Origin of the sequence: Bradyrhizobium sp. WSM2254 (assembly GCF_000472645.1) — a bacterium.
GTDB lineage: Bacteria > Pseudomonadota > Alphaproteobacteria > Rhizobiales > Xanthobacteraceae > Bradyrhizobium > Bradyrhizobium niftali.
The window spans coordinates 441024-454954 of sequence record NZ_AXAB01000002.1 but is presented as its reverse complement, the minus strand read 5'-3'; the positions used below and the strand labels follow the sequence as shown (position 1 = coordinate 454954).

The 13931-nt window shown below is 65.2% G+C and carries 14 protein-coding genes; 8 read left to right on the top strand and 6 right to left on the bottom strand.

Features of this window, described 5'->3' with window-relative positions; all coding sequences use genetic code 11:
• Nucleotide 1 precedes the first annotated feature (1 nt).
• Entirely contained in the window at nt 2–1852 is a 1851-nt protein-coding gene (locus A3M7_RS0104645; RefSeq protein WP_027542874.1) for an extracellular solute-binding protein, read from the bottom strand.
• A gap of 260 nt (nt 1853–2112) precedes the next feature.
• Here A3M7_RS0104645 and A3M7_RS0104640 point away from each other — a divergent pair, with 260 nt between their 5' ends.
• Nucleotides 2113–2934 (top strand): invasion associated locus B family protein, encoded by an 822-nt coding sequence (locus A3M7_RS0104640; RefSeq protein WP_027542873.1) that lies wholly within the window; start codon nt 2113–2115, stop codon nt 2932–2934.
• 77 nt (nt 2935–3011) lie between these two features.
• Here the strand turns inward: A3M7_RS0104640 and hspQ are convergent, their stop codons facing one another.
• Complete coding sequence (gene hspQ, locus A3M7_RS0104635) at nt 3012–3344, bottom strand: heat shock protein HspQ (protein WP_011087359.1); 333 nt, start codon at nt 3342–3344, stop codon at nt 3012–3014.
• Between the two features lie 106 nt (nt 3345–3450).
• Here hspQ and A3M7_RS0104630 point away from each other — a divergent pair, with 106 nt between their 5' ends.
• Complete coding sequence (locus A3M7_RS0104630; RefSeq protein WP_027542872.1) at nt 3451–4404, top strand: AEC family transporter; 954 nt, start codon at nt 3451–3453, stop codon at nt 4402–4404.
• 6 nt (nt 4405–4410) lie between these two features.
• On the opposite strand, the gene A3M7_RS0104625 is transcribed toward A3M7_RS0104630, so the two are convergent.
• The gene (locus A3M7_RS0104625; RefSeq protein WP_027542871.1) at nt 4411–5595 is read right to left on the bottom strand and encodes a UbiH/UbiF family hydroxylase; all 1185 of its coding nucleotides are present in this window, start codon (nt 5593–5595) and stop codon (nt 4411–4413) included.
• Nucleotides 5596–5682: 87 nt separating this feature from the next.
• Here A3M7_RS0104625 and pcsA point away from each other — a divergent pair, with 87 nt between their 5' ends.
• From pcsA to A3M7_RS0104610, 3 genes are all read left to right on the top strand, one after another.
• Nucleotides 5683–6450, top strand: coding sequence for a phosphatidylcholine synthase (gene pcsA, locus A3M7_RS0104620; protein ID WP_027542870.1), 768 nt, complete (start codon nt 5683–5685; stop codon nt 6448–6450).
• On the top strand, nt 6447–7172 hold the full coding sequence (locus A3M7_RS0104615) for a TerC family protein (RefSeq protein ID WP_027542869.1): 726 nt from the start codon (nt 6447–6449) through the stop codon (nt 7170–7172). Before pcsA ends, A3M7_RS0104615 begins: the two co-directional genes overlap by 4 nt.
• Nucleotides 7173–7264: 92 nt before the next feature.
• The gene (locus tag A3M7_RS0104610; protein WP_027542868.1) at nt 7265–8239 is read left to right on the top strand and encodes a quinone oxidoreductase; all 975 of its coding nucleotides are present in this window, start codon (nt 7265–7267) and stop codon (nt 8237–8239) included.
• A gap of 118 nt (nt 8240–8357) precedes the next feature.
• Here the strand turns inward: A3M7_RS0104610 and A3M7_RS0104605 are convergent, their stop codons facing one another.
• The 3 genes from A3M7_RS0104605 to A3M7_RS0104595 all read right to left on the bottom strand — a co-directional run bounded on the left by A3M7_RS0104605 (nt 8358) and on the right by A3M7_RS0104595 (nt 11706).
• Nucleotides 8358–9554 carry an acetylornithine transaminase gene (locus A3M7_RS0104605; RefSeq protein ID WP_027542867.1) on the bottom strand — a complete coding sequence of 399 codons (1197 nt, stop codon included), beginning with the start codon at nt 9552–9554 and terminating at the stop codon, nt 8358–8360.
• Nucleotides 9555–9819: 265 nt separating this feature from the next.
• Nucleotides 9820–10461, bottom strand: a complete 642-nt coding sequence (locus A3M7_RS0104600; RefSeq protein WP_027542866.1) for a membrane protein — start codon at nt 10459–10461, stop codon at nt 9820–9822.
• 96 nt (nt 10462–10557) lie between these two features.
• Complete coding sequence (locus A3M7_RS0104595) at nt 10558–11706, bottom strand: tetratricopeptide repeat protein (RefSeq protein ID WP_027542865.1); 1149 nt, start codon at nt 11704–11706, stop codon at nt 10558–10560.
• A gap of 124 nt (nt 11707–11830) precedes the next feature.
• On the opposite strand from A3M7_RS0104595, the gene A3M7_RS0104590 reads away from it, so the two are divergent.
• From A3M7_RS0104590 to A3M7_RS0104580, 3 genes are all read left to right on the top strand, one after another.
• Entirely contained in the window at nt 11831–12778 is a 948-nt protein-coding gene (locus A3M7_RS0104590) for a hypothetical protein (protein WP_027542864.1), read from the top strand.
• 157 nt (nt 12779–12935) lie between these two features.
• Nucleotides 12936–13367: a MerR family transcriptional regulator gene (locus A3M7_RS0104585; protein ID WP_027542863.1), complete on the top strand. Its 432-nt coding sequence runs from the start codon at nt 12936–12938 to the stop codon at nt 13365–13367.
• Complete coding sequence (locus A3M7_RS0104580) at nt 13300–13719, top strand: carboxymuconolactone decarboxylase family protein (RefSeq protein ID WP_027542862.1); 420 nt, start codon at nt 13300–13302, stop codon at nt 13717–13719. Before A3M7_RS0104585 ends, A3M7_RS0104580 begins: the two co-directional genes overlap by 68 nt.
• The last annotated feature ends 212 nt before the right edge of the window (nt 13720–13931 follow it).

The window sequence follows — 13931 nt, the reverse complement described above, 5'->3', positions numbered from 1 at the left end:
GTCACTTCGCTTGACTGGGCTCACCCTTCGACCACCAGGTCTCCGGCAGGTAGCCGGACAGCGCGATGGCCTTCGGCCGTTCTATCCGATTCCAGCGCGCGATCCATTGCTCGGATACGTTAAACAGGGGGATTGTGTAGAAGCCCGCGATCAGGGCGCGGTCGAGCGCGCGCACCGCCGAGACGAAGGCCGTATGTTCACGGGCCTCCAGCAGGGCGCCGATCATGGCATCGACCGCCGGATCCCTGGCGCCCATGTAGTTGCGGGTGCCGGGATTGTCGGCGGCGGCGCTGCCCCAATAGAAAGACTGTTCGTTCCCGGGCGACAGCGACTGGTCCCAGCGGTTCTGGATCATGTCGAACTCGTAAGCGAGCCGGCGCTGGTCGAATTGCACGGGATCGACCGACCGTACCCTCGGCTCGATGCCGGCACGCTTGAGGTCGCGCTGGAAGGCGAGCGCGATGCGCTCCTGGTCGCGGGTCGTGACCAGGATCTCGAACGTGAAGGGCGCCTTGGTCGTGCGGTTGCGCAGGACGGTGCCGTCGAGATCGTAGCCGGCCTCCGACAACAGTTTCAGCGCGGCGCGCAGCGTGGTCCGGTCGCGTCCGGAGCCGTCGGTCACCGGCAGGCGGTAGCTGCCGTCCATGACATCGGGTGGAATCTGTGCGGCGAACGGCTTGAGCAGCTCGCGCTCGCGCGCGTCGGCCGGCTTGCCATAGGCTGACAGCTCCGAGCCGGCGAAATAGCCGGCGACGCGCGAATAGAGCGAGAAGAAGTAGTTGCGGTTGACCAGCTCGAAATCGAACAGCAGCGTCAGTGCCTGGCGCACGCGGATGTCGGCGAACATCGGACGGCGGGTGTTGAAGACCAGGAATTCCGAGGGCTGCGGCACGCCGGGCTTGACCGTGTCGCGGATCACCTCGCCGCTTCTGACGGCCGGAAAATCGTAGCCGTCGTGCCAGCGCAGCGGCTCGTTCTCGACGCGGAAATCGTAGAGGCCACGCTTGAAGGCCTCGAACTGGCCGTTGGCCTCGCGGAAATAGTCGAGCCTGATCTCGTCGAAATTGTAGAGGCCGCGATTGACGGCGAGGTCGCGGCCCCAATAATCGGGATTGCGCATGAGCGTCACGCTGGCGCCGGGCTTCACCGCGGCGACCCGATACGGGCCCGAGCCGACCGGCCCCGTCAGCGTCGTCTCCTCGAAGGTCGCGACATCGACCGCATGCTTCGGCAGGATCGGCATCAGGCCGAGGATCAGCGGCAGTTCCCGGTCATTGGCGCCGGCGAGGTCGAAGCGGACGGTGAGGGGATCGGGCGCCTCGGCCCTGGCGACCTTGGCGTAGTATTGCCGAAGGTTCGGGCGGCCGTGGTCGCGCAAAAGCTGCCAGGAGAACAGCACGTCCTCGGCGAGTACCGGCTTGCCGTCGGAGAAGCGGGCGCGGGGATCGAGGCGGAACGTGACATAGCTCCGCTCATCGTCGGTCTCGACCGATTTGGCGAGCAGGCCATAGAGCGTGAACGGTTCATCTTGGCCGCGCGCAAGCAGGCTTTCGACCACGTAGCTGCGCATCTGCTGCACGGCCAGTCCCTTCACGATGAAGGGATTGAGGCTGTCGAAGGTGCCGAGCATGCCCCAGGTCAGCCGGCCGCCCTTGGGGGCATCGGGATTGGCGTAGGGCATGTGGGTGAAACCGGCGGGCATCGCCGGCTTGCCATGCATGGCGATGGCATGGGCCTCCTCGGCCCGCGCGCTTGCCGGCAGCCCGGCGGCGAGGGCCATAACGAGGACCGAGGCGAGGATGATGCAATGGCGGATGCCGGGGCCCTCGAGCAGGCGCTGGAACATGAACATCGGCACACGTTGATTCGAGGACCGGCGGACCTGAATCCTATCACAGGGAATTTGGTGGGGCGCTGGCGCCAGGGCGGCCAAAGACGGTTGTCGGCATTGATCTTTTCGTCGGCCACGTTAAGAAGGCGGGCAATCGCGCAAGAGCGTCGAGCCCGTCACTTATCCGCCTCAATTGACGGGGAGAGAGCCGCGCCCAAGGCGGCCAGGTTCGGCGCTTCGGAGCGGTTCGGGCACTTCCCGTTCAGAAAGGGTTTTCCGCAATGAATTTACGTTACTTGGCCGCGTCCGTCCGGCCGCGCGGGCGACTTCTCGCCTTGTTGACGGCGACGGCGTTGGCCGTCCCGTTTGCCGCCGAGGCCCAGACCCCGACGCCGGCCCCCGGCGCGCCCAAGGCAGCTCCAGCTCCGGCCCCGAAGGCCGCTCCGAAGGCTGCCCCCAAGGCTCCCGCGCCGGCGGCCTCGCCGCAGGCCCAGCAGGCCCCAGCGCAGGGCGCCCCGCAGCCCGGCGCAGCCCAGCCGGCCGATCAGCAGATCCAGCTGATCTATGCCCCCTGGACCAAGTTCTGCCTCAAGGGCCAGGACGCCAATGCCAAGCAGGTCTGCTTCACCGGCAAGGACGGCCGCATCGAGTCGGGCCAGCCGGTCATCGCCGCCGTGATCATCGAGCCGGAAGGCGAGCCGAAGAAGATCCTGCGCGTGACGCTGCCGCTCGGCATGCAGCTCGTGCACGGCACCCGCATCATCGTGGACAGCAACGCGCCGTTGCAGAGCCCGTACGTGATCTGCTTCCAGAACGGCTGCATGTCGGACTACGAGGCCACGCCCGAGCTCATCGCCAACATGAAGAAGGGCCAGAATCTCGTTGTCCAGGCGATCAACGCCAACGGCGCGCCGCTGACCCTGCCGCTGCCGCTCGCTGGCGAATTCCAGAAGGCCTATGACGGTCCGCCGACCGATCCGAAGGTGTTCGAGGAAACCCAGAAGAAGCTCCAGGAAGAGCTTCAGAAGAAGGCCGACGAGCAGCGCAAGAAGCTCGAGCAGAGCGGCGCTGCGCCCGGTGCGGCTCCGGCCGGCCAGAAATAATCGGGACCAGATCCCGGACATGAAAAAGGCGCTCACTTCGAGCGCCTTTTTTATTGGCCGCGTGCCGGCGGCTCGACTCAGTTCAGCGACGGATTGCGCGGACGGTAGCCGCCGCCCTTGTCCTTGATGAAGATCTCGGCGACCTGCGAGTGCCGGATCGGTTCGCCCGACTCGTCGGGCAACAGATTCTGCTCGGACACATAGGCGACGTATTCCGATTCCGCGTTCTCCGCGAGCAGATGGTAGAACGGCTGGTCCTTGTGGGGCCGCACCTCCTCGGGGATCGACAGCCACCACTCCTCGGTGTTGTTGAATTCCGGATCGATGTCGAAAATCACGCCCCGGAACGAGAAGATCCGGTGGCGAACGACCTGTCCGATCTGGAATTTCGCGGTCCGCGCTTTAATCATTCACCGTCGATAGACCAGGATTGTGGCCGATGCTAGTGGCCTCACCTGGAATTAATGCTCGCCCAAGGGGCGGATAGGCCCCAAGTCTTCAGAAAAAACCTTAGAAATGGCCGATATCCTCAATCTGTCATTACCTTATTTCGGCTTGATCTTCGTCGGATTTGCCTGCGGCAAAGTCAAGGCGCTGCCGGAAACGGGCCTCGCCTGGATGAACTTTTTCCTGCTCTACGTGTCGCTGCCGGCGCTGCTGTTCGCGATCATGTCGAAGACCCCGTTTGCCGAGCTGAACAACCCGCCGTTCCTGGTGGCGACCACGCTGTCGACGGTTACGGCGTTCGCGCTGGCGCTGGTCGTCGGCAAGGTTCTCGGCCGCCTGACGCTGCGCGAGGCGACGCTGGCAGGGCTCTCCGGCGGTTACGGCAATATCGGCTATATGGGGCCGGGGCTGGCGCTCGCCGTGCTCGGGACGAAGGCGTCGGCGCCGACCGCGCTGATCTTCTGCTGCGACAGCATCTTCCTGTTCACGATCGTGCCGCTCCTGATCGAACTGTCCGACCGCGATCATCCCTCGATCGTGCACGCCTTCGGCGTGGTGCTGAAGCAGATCGTGCTCAACCCGCTGATCATGTCGGCCTGTTTTGGTGCGGCGGTGGCAGCGCTGCATATCGAGCTGCCGGTCGCGCTCGACCGCACCATCACCTTCCTCCAGAACGCAGCTGCCCCGACCGCGTTGTTCGTGCTCGGCGTGACCGTGGCGCTCCGCCCGTTCGACCGGGTGCCGTGGGAGGTGCCGGGCGTGATCGTGGTGAAGCTCCTGATCCATCCGCTTGCAGCGTTCGGCCTGATGCTGGCGTTCGGCCCGTTCGCGCAGCCCTGGGCCGCGACCGCCGTGCTGATGGCCTCGCTGCCGCCGGCGCTGAACGTATTCGTGATCGCCCGGCAGAACGGGGCCTGGATCGAATCCGCCTCCGTCGCGGTGCTGCTCGGGACGTTTGCGTCGGTGGTCACGCTGACCAGCGTGATGTGGGCGATCCAGACCGGCCGGCTGGCGTTTCCGTGAGAGGCGTTACCTTCGCCACGTCGGCGTCAGCCCCTCCCGCATGGCGAAGCGCCGGAGCGGGCCGATGGCGCCGAGCAGGTGCATGCCGACGGCGCGGACCGGCTGGAGCGGCAGGAAATCGTTGAGCAAGGAGCGGTTGGCGATGTCGATCGCAAAGGTCCGGCTCAGGATGTCCGGGCGCCGCGCCCGGTCGTAGCGCTGGAGCACGTCGGCTGCGCCGGGATCCTGGCCCGATGCGATGGCCTCGCCCGCGAGCCTGGCAATGTCGGCGGCATCGCGCAGGCCAAGGTTGAGGCCCTGGGCTCCGATCGGGGGAACGACATGGGCGGCTTCGCCAACCAGCGCGATGCGGTCGCGGCCGAAGGATGCGGGACGTTCGATCGCCAGCGGGAACAGGTTGCGCCCGGGCTCGACCGTCATACGTCCCAGAATGGAATGCGACTGCTTCTCGATCGCGGCGGACAGCTCCTCGTCGCTTAAGCCGCGGAGCCGTTCGGCTTCCGCGGGAGCTGCGACCCAGACGATGCTGGAGCGGTTGCCGGGCAGGGGCACGAACACGCAGGGCCCGTGCGGCGTGTGGAACTCGGTCGAGACATTGCGATGCGGCCGCGCATGGCCGACGTTGAAGGTGAGCGCGGTCTGCGTCAGCTCGCGCCGCGTCACCGCGATGCCGGCGGCCTCCCGGCACAGCGAATGCCGGCCGTCGGCGCCGACCACGAGCCGGGCCGTGAGGAATTGCGCGGAGGCCGTGCGGATCGCGACGTCGTCGGCCTCGACGAGGACGCTTTCGGCCTCGTCGTCGAAACGGACGATCCCGGGCAGCTCGGCCGCGCGCGCCTCCAGTGCCAGCATCAGCGAGCGGTTGTCGATGTTGTAGCCGAAGGCGTCGAGCGCGATCTCGTGACAGGAGAAGCGGACCTCCGGCGCCCGGAACAGCCGGCCGGTGTCGTCGACGAGGCGCATGACTTCGAGCGCGGCCGCCTTGTCCTTGCAGCGCGGCCAGACGTCGAGGCTCTCCAGGAGCTCGATCGAGGCACCGAGCAGCGCGGTGGTGCGATTGTCGGCATAGGGCACGCGGCGCGCCACCAGTGCGGTCCGTGCACCTGCCTGCGCCAGCGCGACGGCCGCCGTAAGGCCCGCCGGTCCGCCGCCGATCACGGCTGCGTCAAAGAGTGTCGATGCGTCTGTCATGGAACGACATTTGACACGCCCCGCGGCAAATTCAAGCCCACCTATTTTTCCCTGATTTTATGGCGAATTGTGCGACCGGGCGCCGCAATGGCTTATGTGCAAACCGGTCTCATTCTGATAGCAGAAGCCATGGATACTCAGCAGGATTCCCTGAAGCCGAAACGGGCGATCCGCGCCGCGGCCTTCTCGGTGCACATTTTCACCGCCTTCGGCGCGGCCATCGCGCTGCTGGCGATGCTGGAGGCCGTGCGCGAGCACTGGGCGGCGATGTTTCAATGGCTGGGCGTCGCGCTGATCATCGACGCGATCGACGGTCCGATCGCGCGCCGGCTCGACGTCAAGAACGTGCAGCCGAACTGGTCGGGTGACGTGCTCGATCTCGTGGTCGACTTCGTCACCTATGTGTTCGTGCCGGCCTACGCGATCGTGGCGAGCGGGCTGCTGCTGCCCATCGCGGCTCCCTTGCTCGGCGTCGCCATCATCGTCACCAGCGCATTATATTTCGCCGATCTGCGCATGAAGGCCGACGACAATCATTTCCGCGGCTTCCCGGCGCTGTGGAATGCGGCCGCGTTCTACCTGTTCCTGCTGCACTGGCCGCCGCTGTGGTCGACGCTGCTGGTTGCGGCCCTCGTGGTGCTGACCTTCGTGCCGTTCCACGTGCTCCATCCGGTCCGCGTCGTGCGGCTGCGCTGGCTGACGATGTCGCTGATCGCGATCTGGGCGGTGCTCTCCCTCTACACGCTGGACATGGACTTTCGCGTCGGTCCCGGCGTGACGCTCGCGCTGTGCGCCATCGCGCTCTGGATCAGCTTCAGCGACGCATTGATTCGTTTCGCACGATCCTTCGCATGATGCATCTGCTCACCAGCCCCGAGGCCTGGGCCGCGCTGCTCACCTTGACGTCGCTCGAGATCGTGCTCGGCATCGACAACGTCATCTTCCTGTCGGTGATCGTCTCGCGCATCCCCGAGAAGCAGGCGCACCGCGCCCGCCAGATCGGGCTCGCGCTGGCGCTGGTCTTCCGCATCATCCTGCTCAGCGTTCTGGTCTGGCTGATCGGCCTGACCGCGCCGGTGTTCTCGTTTGCGGGTTACGACTTCTCCTGGCGCGACCTCATCCTGATCGGCGGCGGCCTGTTCCTGATCGCGAAGGCGACGCACGAGATTCACGCCGAGGTCGAGGCCGATGACGGCGAGGGAGATCAGGCCTCCGGCCGCAACGCCTTCTTCTGGGTGATCGTCCAGATCATCGTCATCGACATCGTGTTCTCGCTGGACTCGATCATCACCGCCATCGGCATGGCGCAGGACATCGAGATCATGATCGCGGCCGTCGTGATCGCCTGCCTGATCATGTACCTTTCGTCGGGGCCGGTGTCGCGATTCGTCGCGGAGCATCCGACCACGAAAATGCTGGCGCTGGCCTTCCTGGTGTTGATCGGCGTCGCGCTGGTTGCGGACGGATTCCAATTCCACATCCCGCGCGGCTACATCTATTTCGCAATTGCGTTCTCGGCTGCGGTGGAGTTCTTCAACGTGCTGGCCAAGCGCAATCGCAGGAAAGCCGGCAAATAGTCGCGTTTGGTCCGTTCCATTCCAAGTCGAGTTGACAAGGTGGCCGTGATGTCTTTGGCTTGCCGCCGCGACGACCGAGAGGAGGTCAGTCAATGACCAAAGCCGTCCGTGTGCACAAGGTCGGAGGCCCCGAAGCCCTGGTCTACGAGAGCGTCGACGTGCCGGCGCCCGGCCCCGGCGAGGTGCGCATCCGCCAGCATGCGGTGGGCCTGAACTTCATCGACGTCTACTACCGCACCGGCCTCTACAAGGCGCCGGGGCTGCCTTTCATCGCCGGCAACGAGGCCTCGGGCGAGGTCATCGCGGTCGGGCCGGGCGTCACGAATTTCCATCCCGGTGACCGCGTCGCCTACTACTACAATCTCGGCGCCTATACCGGCGAGCGCAACATTCCCTGGGAGAAGCTGGTCAAGCTGCCCGACCACATCACCCACGAGCAGGGCGCCGTGCTGATGCTGAAGGGGCTCACGGTCTGGTATCTGCTGCACAAGACCTTCAAGGTCGAGCCGCATCATCGCGTGCTGATCCATGCCGCCGCCGGCGGCATCGGCCTGCTCGCCTGCCAGTGGGCGAGGGCGATGGGCGCCCATGTCATCGGCACGGTCGGCTCGCGCGAGAAGGCCGAGCTTGCCGAGGCCAATGGCTGCGACCACGTCATCCTCTACAACGAGGAAGACTTCGTCGCGCGCGTCAAACAGATCAGCCGCAACGAAGGCTGCGACGTCGTCTATGACGGCGTCGGCAAGGCGACCTTCCCGGGGTCGCTGTCCTGCCTGAAGCCGCGCGGCATGTTCGTCTCGTTCGGCAATGCCTCGGGCCCCGTGCCGCCGTTCTCGATCGCCGAGCTCAACAACCACGGCTCGCTGTTCGCGACCCGGCCGAAGCTCAACGACTACGTCGGCACCCGCAAGGAGTTGCTGGAAGGCGCCGACACGCTGTTCGCCGCCGTCATCAACGGCAAGCTTCACGTGCCGATCAACCACGCCTACGCGCTGAAGGATGCCGCCAAGGCGCATATCGATCTCGAGAGCCGCAAGACCACCGGCGCGTCGATCTTGAAGCCGTAGATCGCGCTTCGAGAAGGCCGTCATGGCCGGGCTTGACCCGGCCATCCACGCCTTGACGCGCGGAACGAAGAACGTGGATGCCCGGGACAAGCCCGGGCATGACGGAAAGTGGGAAGCTCTACGCTACCCGCCTTGCCGCGCCCGCCTTCGTAAGGATCGCGTCGAGGCAGTCGATCATCTCGGCGATCTCCGCCCGCGTGACGTTCAGCGCCGGCATGAAGCGCAGCGTGTCGACCTGCGGAGCGTTCAGCAGCACGCCGGCTTCGAACGCTTGCGCAACGATGCCGGGCGCGATCGGCAGCTTGAGGTCGAGCGCGAGCAGCAGGCCGCGCCCCCGCACGCCGCCGAGGCCGTGCCGGGCCGAGACCTTCTGCAACTCGCTTTCGAGCAGGAGGCCGGTCTCGGTGACCGCCTTCAGAAAATCCGGCTTGCCGACCTCGTCCAGCACCGCAAGGCCCACCGCGCACATGATCGGGTTGCCGTTGAAGGTGCCGCCCTGGTCGCCGTGCTCGAAGCAGGCGGCGCGTTCGGTCGCAAGCAGGGCCGCGAGGGGCACGCCGCCGCCGATGCCCTTGCCGAGCGTCATGATGTCGGGCGCGATGCCGGCGTGCTCGTAGTGGAAGAGCTTTCCGGTCCGGCCCATGCCGGTCTGGATCTCGTCGAAAATGAGCAGCAGACCGTGCGCCTCGGTGAGCGCGCGCAGCTCCTGCAGGAACCGATCGGTCGTGGGCCACACGCCTGATTCACCCTGGATCGGCTCCAGCATGACAGCGACGGTGTTGTCGTTGATCAGCTTTTCGACCGAGGCGATGTCGTTGAGCTTCGCCTTCCTGAAGCCGGCGACCTTCGGCTCGAACAGGGGCTCGAACGCCTTCTTGCCCGAGGCCGACATCGTCGCCAGCGTCCGGCCGTGGAAGCCGCCTTCGAAGCTGATGATCTCGAACGCGCCGCCCTTGTGCAGGCTGCCGTATTTGCGCGCGAGCTTGATCGCGCCCTCATTGGCTTCCGCGCCGGAGTTGGCGAAGAACACCTGATCGAAGGCACTGTTTGCGACCAGCGCTTCGGCAAGTTTCAGGCTCGGCTCGTTGTAGAACGCCGGGCTCGGCGTCAGCAGCCGTTTTGCCTGTGCGCTGAGCGCGTCGGCGATCGCCGCTGGCGAGTGACCGAGGCAGTTCACGGCCCAGCCCTGCACGAAATCGAGATAGCGATTGCGGCTGTCGTCCCAGAGGTAGGAGCCGGCGCCGCGGACGAACACGGCCTTGGGCCGTGCGGTGATGTCCATCAGCGCGTCATACGGATGGGTGGCGGTGGTCATGTCGAACTCCTCTGGAGGCGGGTGGAAAATGGACGCAAAAAGCAAGAAGGCCGCACTTTGCGGGTGCGGCCTTCTCGAAAACTGGCTGAATTCAGTGCTTCAGCGGCGTCGTCGGACATGGCGCAACCCATCATCGTCGCTGGTGCGACGACGGAAAGCTGCGCGGCGGTTGGTCCGAGAGTTGATCATGGGGCGCGTGCCTACAGCCGAAGGGCAGGGCTTGTCAAGCGGGTGTTTTGCGAGACACACCCCTGGCGTGCATCGGTCAGGTCGGATGCGCAGCTTCTTCGGCGTCCTCCGCCCCCCAATCGGCATCCGCAATCGCGCCGTCGATGAGCTCGCCGCGCATCAGCTTGAGCGGAGATGTCCAGTACAGGGCGATGTTGTGGAAGGGATCGGTCAGCACCTTGAACACCCAGACCAGTCCGGTCGTGACATCGCGCGCGAGGAAGAGCTGGATCATGCGCGCAAGTCCGCCACCGATACCAATCGCGAGCCAGAGCGTGCCGACATGGCGGATGAAGTCGAGACGCGTGGCGGGCGGATCGAACAGTCCGAACAGGGTGGGGAACGCATACACCGCAAGCGGCGCGCTGCCCCAGACCAGGAGCAGGATGATCTTGCGGCTCTGGTTGTAACCGACCTTGACCGCCTCCTTGTATGCGTTGCTGACGTCGTTGACGGCGTCATAGCCGTTCGGCTCGAAGAAGAAATGCCCGGTCTGCCGCGTCAGCATCGCAAGCCAGCCAATGAGGCCGGCAAGCGCCGGATCGCTGAACAGCAGCGCATAGCAGGCGAGGAAGATCACGGCACTGACGAGATGCAGCGTCTGGTTGACGGTGCTCTGGTGGTAGAAGCGGTAATCGTCGAAGCGCTGCGTGCGCAGCATGTCTGACAGACGGCTCATCCTCATTCCTCGCTCGCGTTGAAAGGCGCGCGAGAACTAGGACGAGTCCGTGACCCCTGCGTGAATGCACTATAGTGTCACATTGCGGCCGAGAGCCTACTGCACGCCGTAACGGGCGAACATGACGGCGATGCCGGCATTGAGTGCTTTGGCCGCCGCGATGTCGCGTTCGGCGCCGTCGGCATCGGCCTTTTTCCGTTTCGCAAGGCCACGGCCGTAGAGCGCGCTGTCGAGCTCCGGCTTTGCGCTCAGCGCTGCGTCGTAGTCCGCAATCGCCGCGTCGAGATTGCCGAGCTTGAGGTGGGTAAGGGCGCGGCTGTCCAGCGTATAGGGATCGTTGGGGGCCATCCGCAGCGACTGCTCGCAATCGGCCAGCGCCTCCTGCAGGCGGCCGACGATCGCGCGCGTCATGCAGCGGGCGTTGAACACGCCGGCATAGCTCGCATTGGCCTTGATGGCGCGGTCGTAATCCTCCAGCGCCCGCGCGTAATCGTGGTCGTCGAAATACATGTTCGCGCGCGCATAGGCGTCGCGGTCGTTGTTCGGCATGAGCTGAAGCGACTTGCCGAAATCGGCAAACGCCCGCGTCCGATCGCCCTTGTCGCGGAAGATGCGCGCACGGTTGCCATAGGCCGGCCCATAATTGGGATCGAGCCTGATCGACATGTCGAGATCGGCGAGCGCGCGATCGGCCTCGCCGTGCTCGCGATAGGCCGTGCCGCGGTTGAAATAGGCGAGCGCGAATTTCGGATCGAGCTTGATCGCCTGACCGTAGTCGGCGAGCGCCTGCGTGTAGTCGTTCTTGCCGATGTAGGAATTGCCGCGATTGTTATAGTAGAGCGGATCACCGGGCTTGAGCCGGATCGCGCTCGTATAGTCGGCGATGGCGTGGTCGCGATCGCCGAGATCGTCATGGGTAATGCCGCGATTGTACCAGGCGATGGAGTCCTTCGGATCGAGATCGATGGCGCGGTTGAGATCGGCCAGGGCCCGCTCTGTTTCGCCCTTGCGCCGGAAGATCTCGCCGCGGTTGGCAAGCGCGAGCGCATTTGATGGATTGGCTTGCAGCACCGCCGAGCAGCCGGCGAGGCGCCGGTCGTCGCCGACCTTGTCGGTGCCGAAACACCATTGCCGCGCCTGCGCGGGTGAGGGCGATTGCGCCGCGGCGGGAAGTGCGAGCAGGATCAATGCAGTGCCGATTGCGCACAGCCCGGCCCGGACACCAGCCTTGTAATTGTATTTCATCGATTACCGCACAGAAACCATTGAGCCTCTGGCGCGTTTGTGATCGAAGGACGCGAATTGGTTCGAACCGGACGCTGGTCCGTTGAGACCAACACTGGCGGGACCAACCAGACAGTATTCAGCCTTGTCCGACACGCCTTACCCGATCGACCTCGACAGCATTCGCGGCGCATTTCCGCCGGGCATCGAAGCGCCATCCCTGCTTGTCGATTTCGCCGACTGGCTGAACGGGCGCCCCTGGGGCAGCGTCGGTCGCTTCTCCCTGCAAGGGCAGTTCTCCGATCATGCGCCGATCGTCGACGGCAGTCCCCTGCGCGACAGGTTTTCGCTGTTCATGCGGCTTCCGGACGGCTCGGCTGTCGGCGGGTGGTACGGTGCCGGTCTCGACCGGGACAACCCGCCGATCGTCGGTCTCGGGTCGGAGGGCGACTACGAGCTGCTGGCGCCGAGCCTTGACGGTCTGCTCGCAAAACTGACGTCGCAGCAATTCGGGAACGCCTGGAGCGACCTGCTGCCGCATGACGAGGTCCAGTGTCAGACGGTCGAGCTCGCGCAGTGGCTGGCCGGACGGCCGGCTGGCGAGCCGATGACGCCGGACGACGCACCGTCGGAGCTTCCCGACTTTCGCGGCTTCGTGGAAAAATGGAGCCGGGATCGCGAAGACTATTGGGCCAATCACCGCCTGATGGCCGAGCTCGGCTGGCGGTTGGCTGCGCATCTGCCGAAGGGGAAGAAGCCCTGGGACAAGACCAACTTCGAGGTCGCGATATCGGGCGCGCAGTATCAGGCGCGCGTCCTCACGCGTGGACCGCAGCCGTTCGCGGAAGCATCTTCGATCGAATCCCTGCTGCGCGATCTGCGCGAGGAGATGCGCCGTGCGCAGCCCGAGCTCGGGCTGTGGTACGCGATGAATTTCGGGCTCTACGCCGACGGCCGCGTCATGCCGAACTTCGAATACGACCTGCGCCCGATCATCGACGGCGAGCCTGCGCTGCTGTCCGAGGCGAAGGCCGATCTTGCCCGCGCCCCGCGCCCGGAACGCTGGGTGCCGAAATGGCTGGCGGCATCCTGAAGCTCGGAATCCCGCGATGCTGCCGCCCAGCCGGCGCGCCGAAATCCTCTGCTGTCGTGCCATCTTGACCTCGCGGGAACGGCACCTTCGATCCCCCTTGACTTAGAGTGCGCTCGAAGGGGTATCTGTACGTGCGTCAGTACGAGAACGGGCACACATGAAGATCGGCGACCTCGCAAAACGAACCGGCTTGTCGACTCACGCGTTACGTTATTATGAGCGCATCGGGCTGCTGCCATACGCAGACCGGGATCGTTCCGGCCAGCGTGACTTTGACGCATCGATCCTCACATGGATCGAATTCCTCGGTCGGCTCAAGACCACGGGAATGCCGATCCGGGACATGTTGCGTTATGCGGCGCTTCGTGATGAAGGCGAAGCCACCGGGCCAGCCCGGCGGCAGATGCTGGAAAACCACCGGGAACAGGTTCGCACGCAGATTGCCGAACTCCAGGAATGCCTGCTCGTCCTTGATACCAAGATCGCCGGCTATGCCGGCGACGAACAGAGGACGAAGGAAAATGACGCACGCCCAACCACAAGCCGAAAGCCGCTTCGATCGCGGCCAGCGGGCCCTGTCACGCATTGACGGCAGAGCCGGCGAAAAGGTCGTCGCCTCACTCGCCGACATCGCTCCGGATTTCGCACGATACGTGATCGAGTTTCCCTTCGGCGACATTTACAGCCGCGAGGGCCTCGGCCTGCGCGATCGAGAGATCGCGACGATCGCCGCGCTGACGGCGCTTGGAAATGCCGCGCCTCAGCTCAAAGTGCATATCGAGGCGGGTCTGAATGTCGGGCTGTCTCGCGACGAGATCGTGGAGATCATCATGCAGATGGCCGTCTATGCCGGCTTCCCGGCGGCGGTGAACGGGCTGTTCGCAGCCAAGGAGGTGTTTTCCGCGCATGACGGACGGCAGGCGTCGGGAGAAGCGACATGACGTCATCGCGAGCGCGGCAAAGGCGATAGCGGACCCGTCATCCCCGCGCGAGCGCGTAGCGCTCGTCGCTGGAGGTGCGAGGCTTGCGATGCGAACGCATCGCGAGCGGAGCCTCGAAGGATGAGCGGCCGGGATGCAGCTGGGCCGTCGTCCTTCGAGGCTCGCTCTACGGCGCGATTGCGCCGCAGAGCAAGCACCTCAGGATGACGGTG

Coding starts and splice junctions, on each gene's coding strand:
- A3M7_RS0104630 (WP_027542872.1), top strand. CDS start 3,451: ATGGCCGATATCCTCAATCTGTCATTACCTTATTTCGGCTTGATCTTC.
- pcsA (WP_027542870.1), top strand. CDS start 5,683: ATGGCTTATGTGCAAACCGGTCTCATTCTGATAGCAGAAGCCATGGAT.
- A3M7_RS0104645 (WP_027542874.1), bottom strand. CDS start 1,852: ATGTTCATGTTCCAGCGCCTGCTCGAGGGCCCCGGCATCCGCCATTGC.
- A3M7_RS0104605 (WP_027542867.1), bottom strand. CDS start 9,554: ATGACCACCGCCACCCATCCGTATGACGCGCTGATGGACATCACCGCA.
- A3M7_RS0104595 (WP_027542865.1), bottom strand. CDS start 11,706: ATGAAATACAATTACAAGGCTGGTGTCCGGGCCGGGCTGTGCGCAATC.
- A3M7_RS0104585 (WP_027542863.1), top strand. CDS start 12,936: ATGAAGATCGGCGACCTCGCAAAACGAACCGGCTTGTCGACTCACGCG.
- A3M7_RS0104625 (WP_027542871.1), bottom strand. CDS start 5,595: ATGACAGACGCATCGACACTCTTTGACGCAGCCGTGATCGGCGGCGGA.
- hspQ (WP_011087359.1), bottom strand. CDS start 3,344: ATGATTAAAGCGCGGACCGCGAAATTCCAGATCGGACAGGTCGTTCGC.
- A3M7_RS0104615 (WP_027542869.1), top strand. CDS start 6,447: ATGATGCATCTGCTCACCAGCCCCGAGGCCTGGGCCGCGCTGCTCACC.
- A3M7_RS0104580 (WP_027542862.1), top strand. CDS start 13,300: ATGACGCACGCCCAACCACAAGCCGAAAGCCGCTTCGATCGCGGCCAG.
- A3M7_RS0104640 (WP_027542873.1), top strand. CDS start 2,113: ATGAATTTACGTTACTTGGCCGCGTCCGTCCGGCCGCGCGGGCGACTT.
- A3M7_RS0104610 (WP_027542868.1), top strand. CDS start 7,265: ATGACCAAAGCCGTCCGTGTGCACAAGGTCGGAGGCCCCGAAGCCCTG.
- A3M7_RS0104600 (WP_027542866.1), bottom strand. CDS start 10,461: ATGAGCCGTCTGTCAGACATGCTGCGCACGCAGCGCTTCGACGATTAC.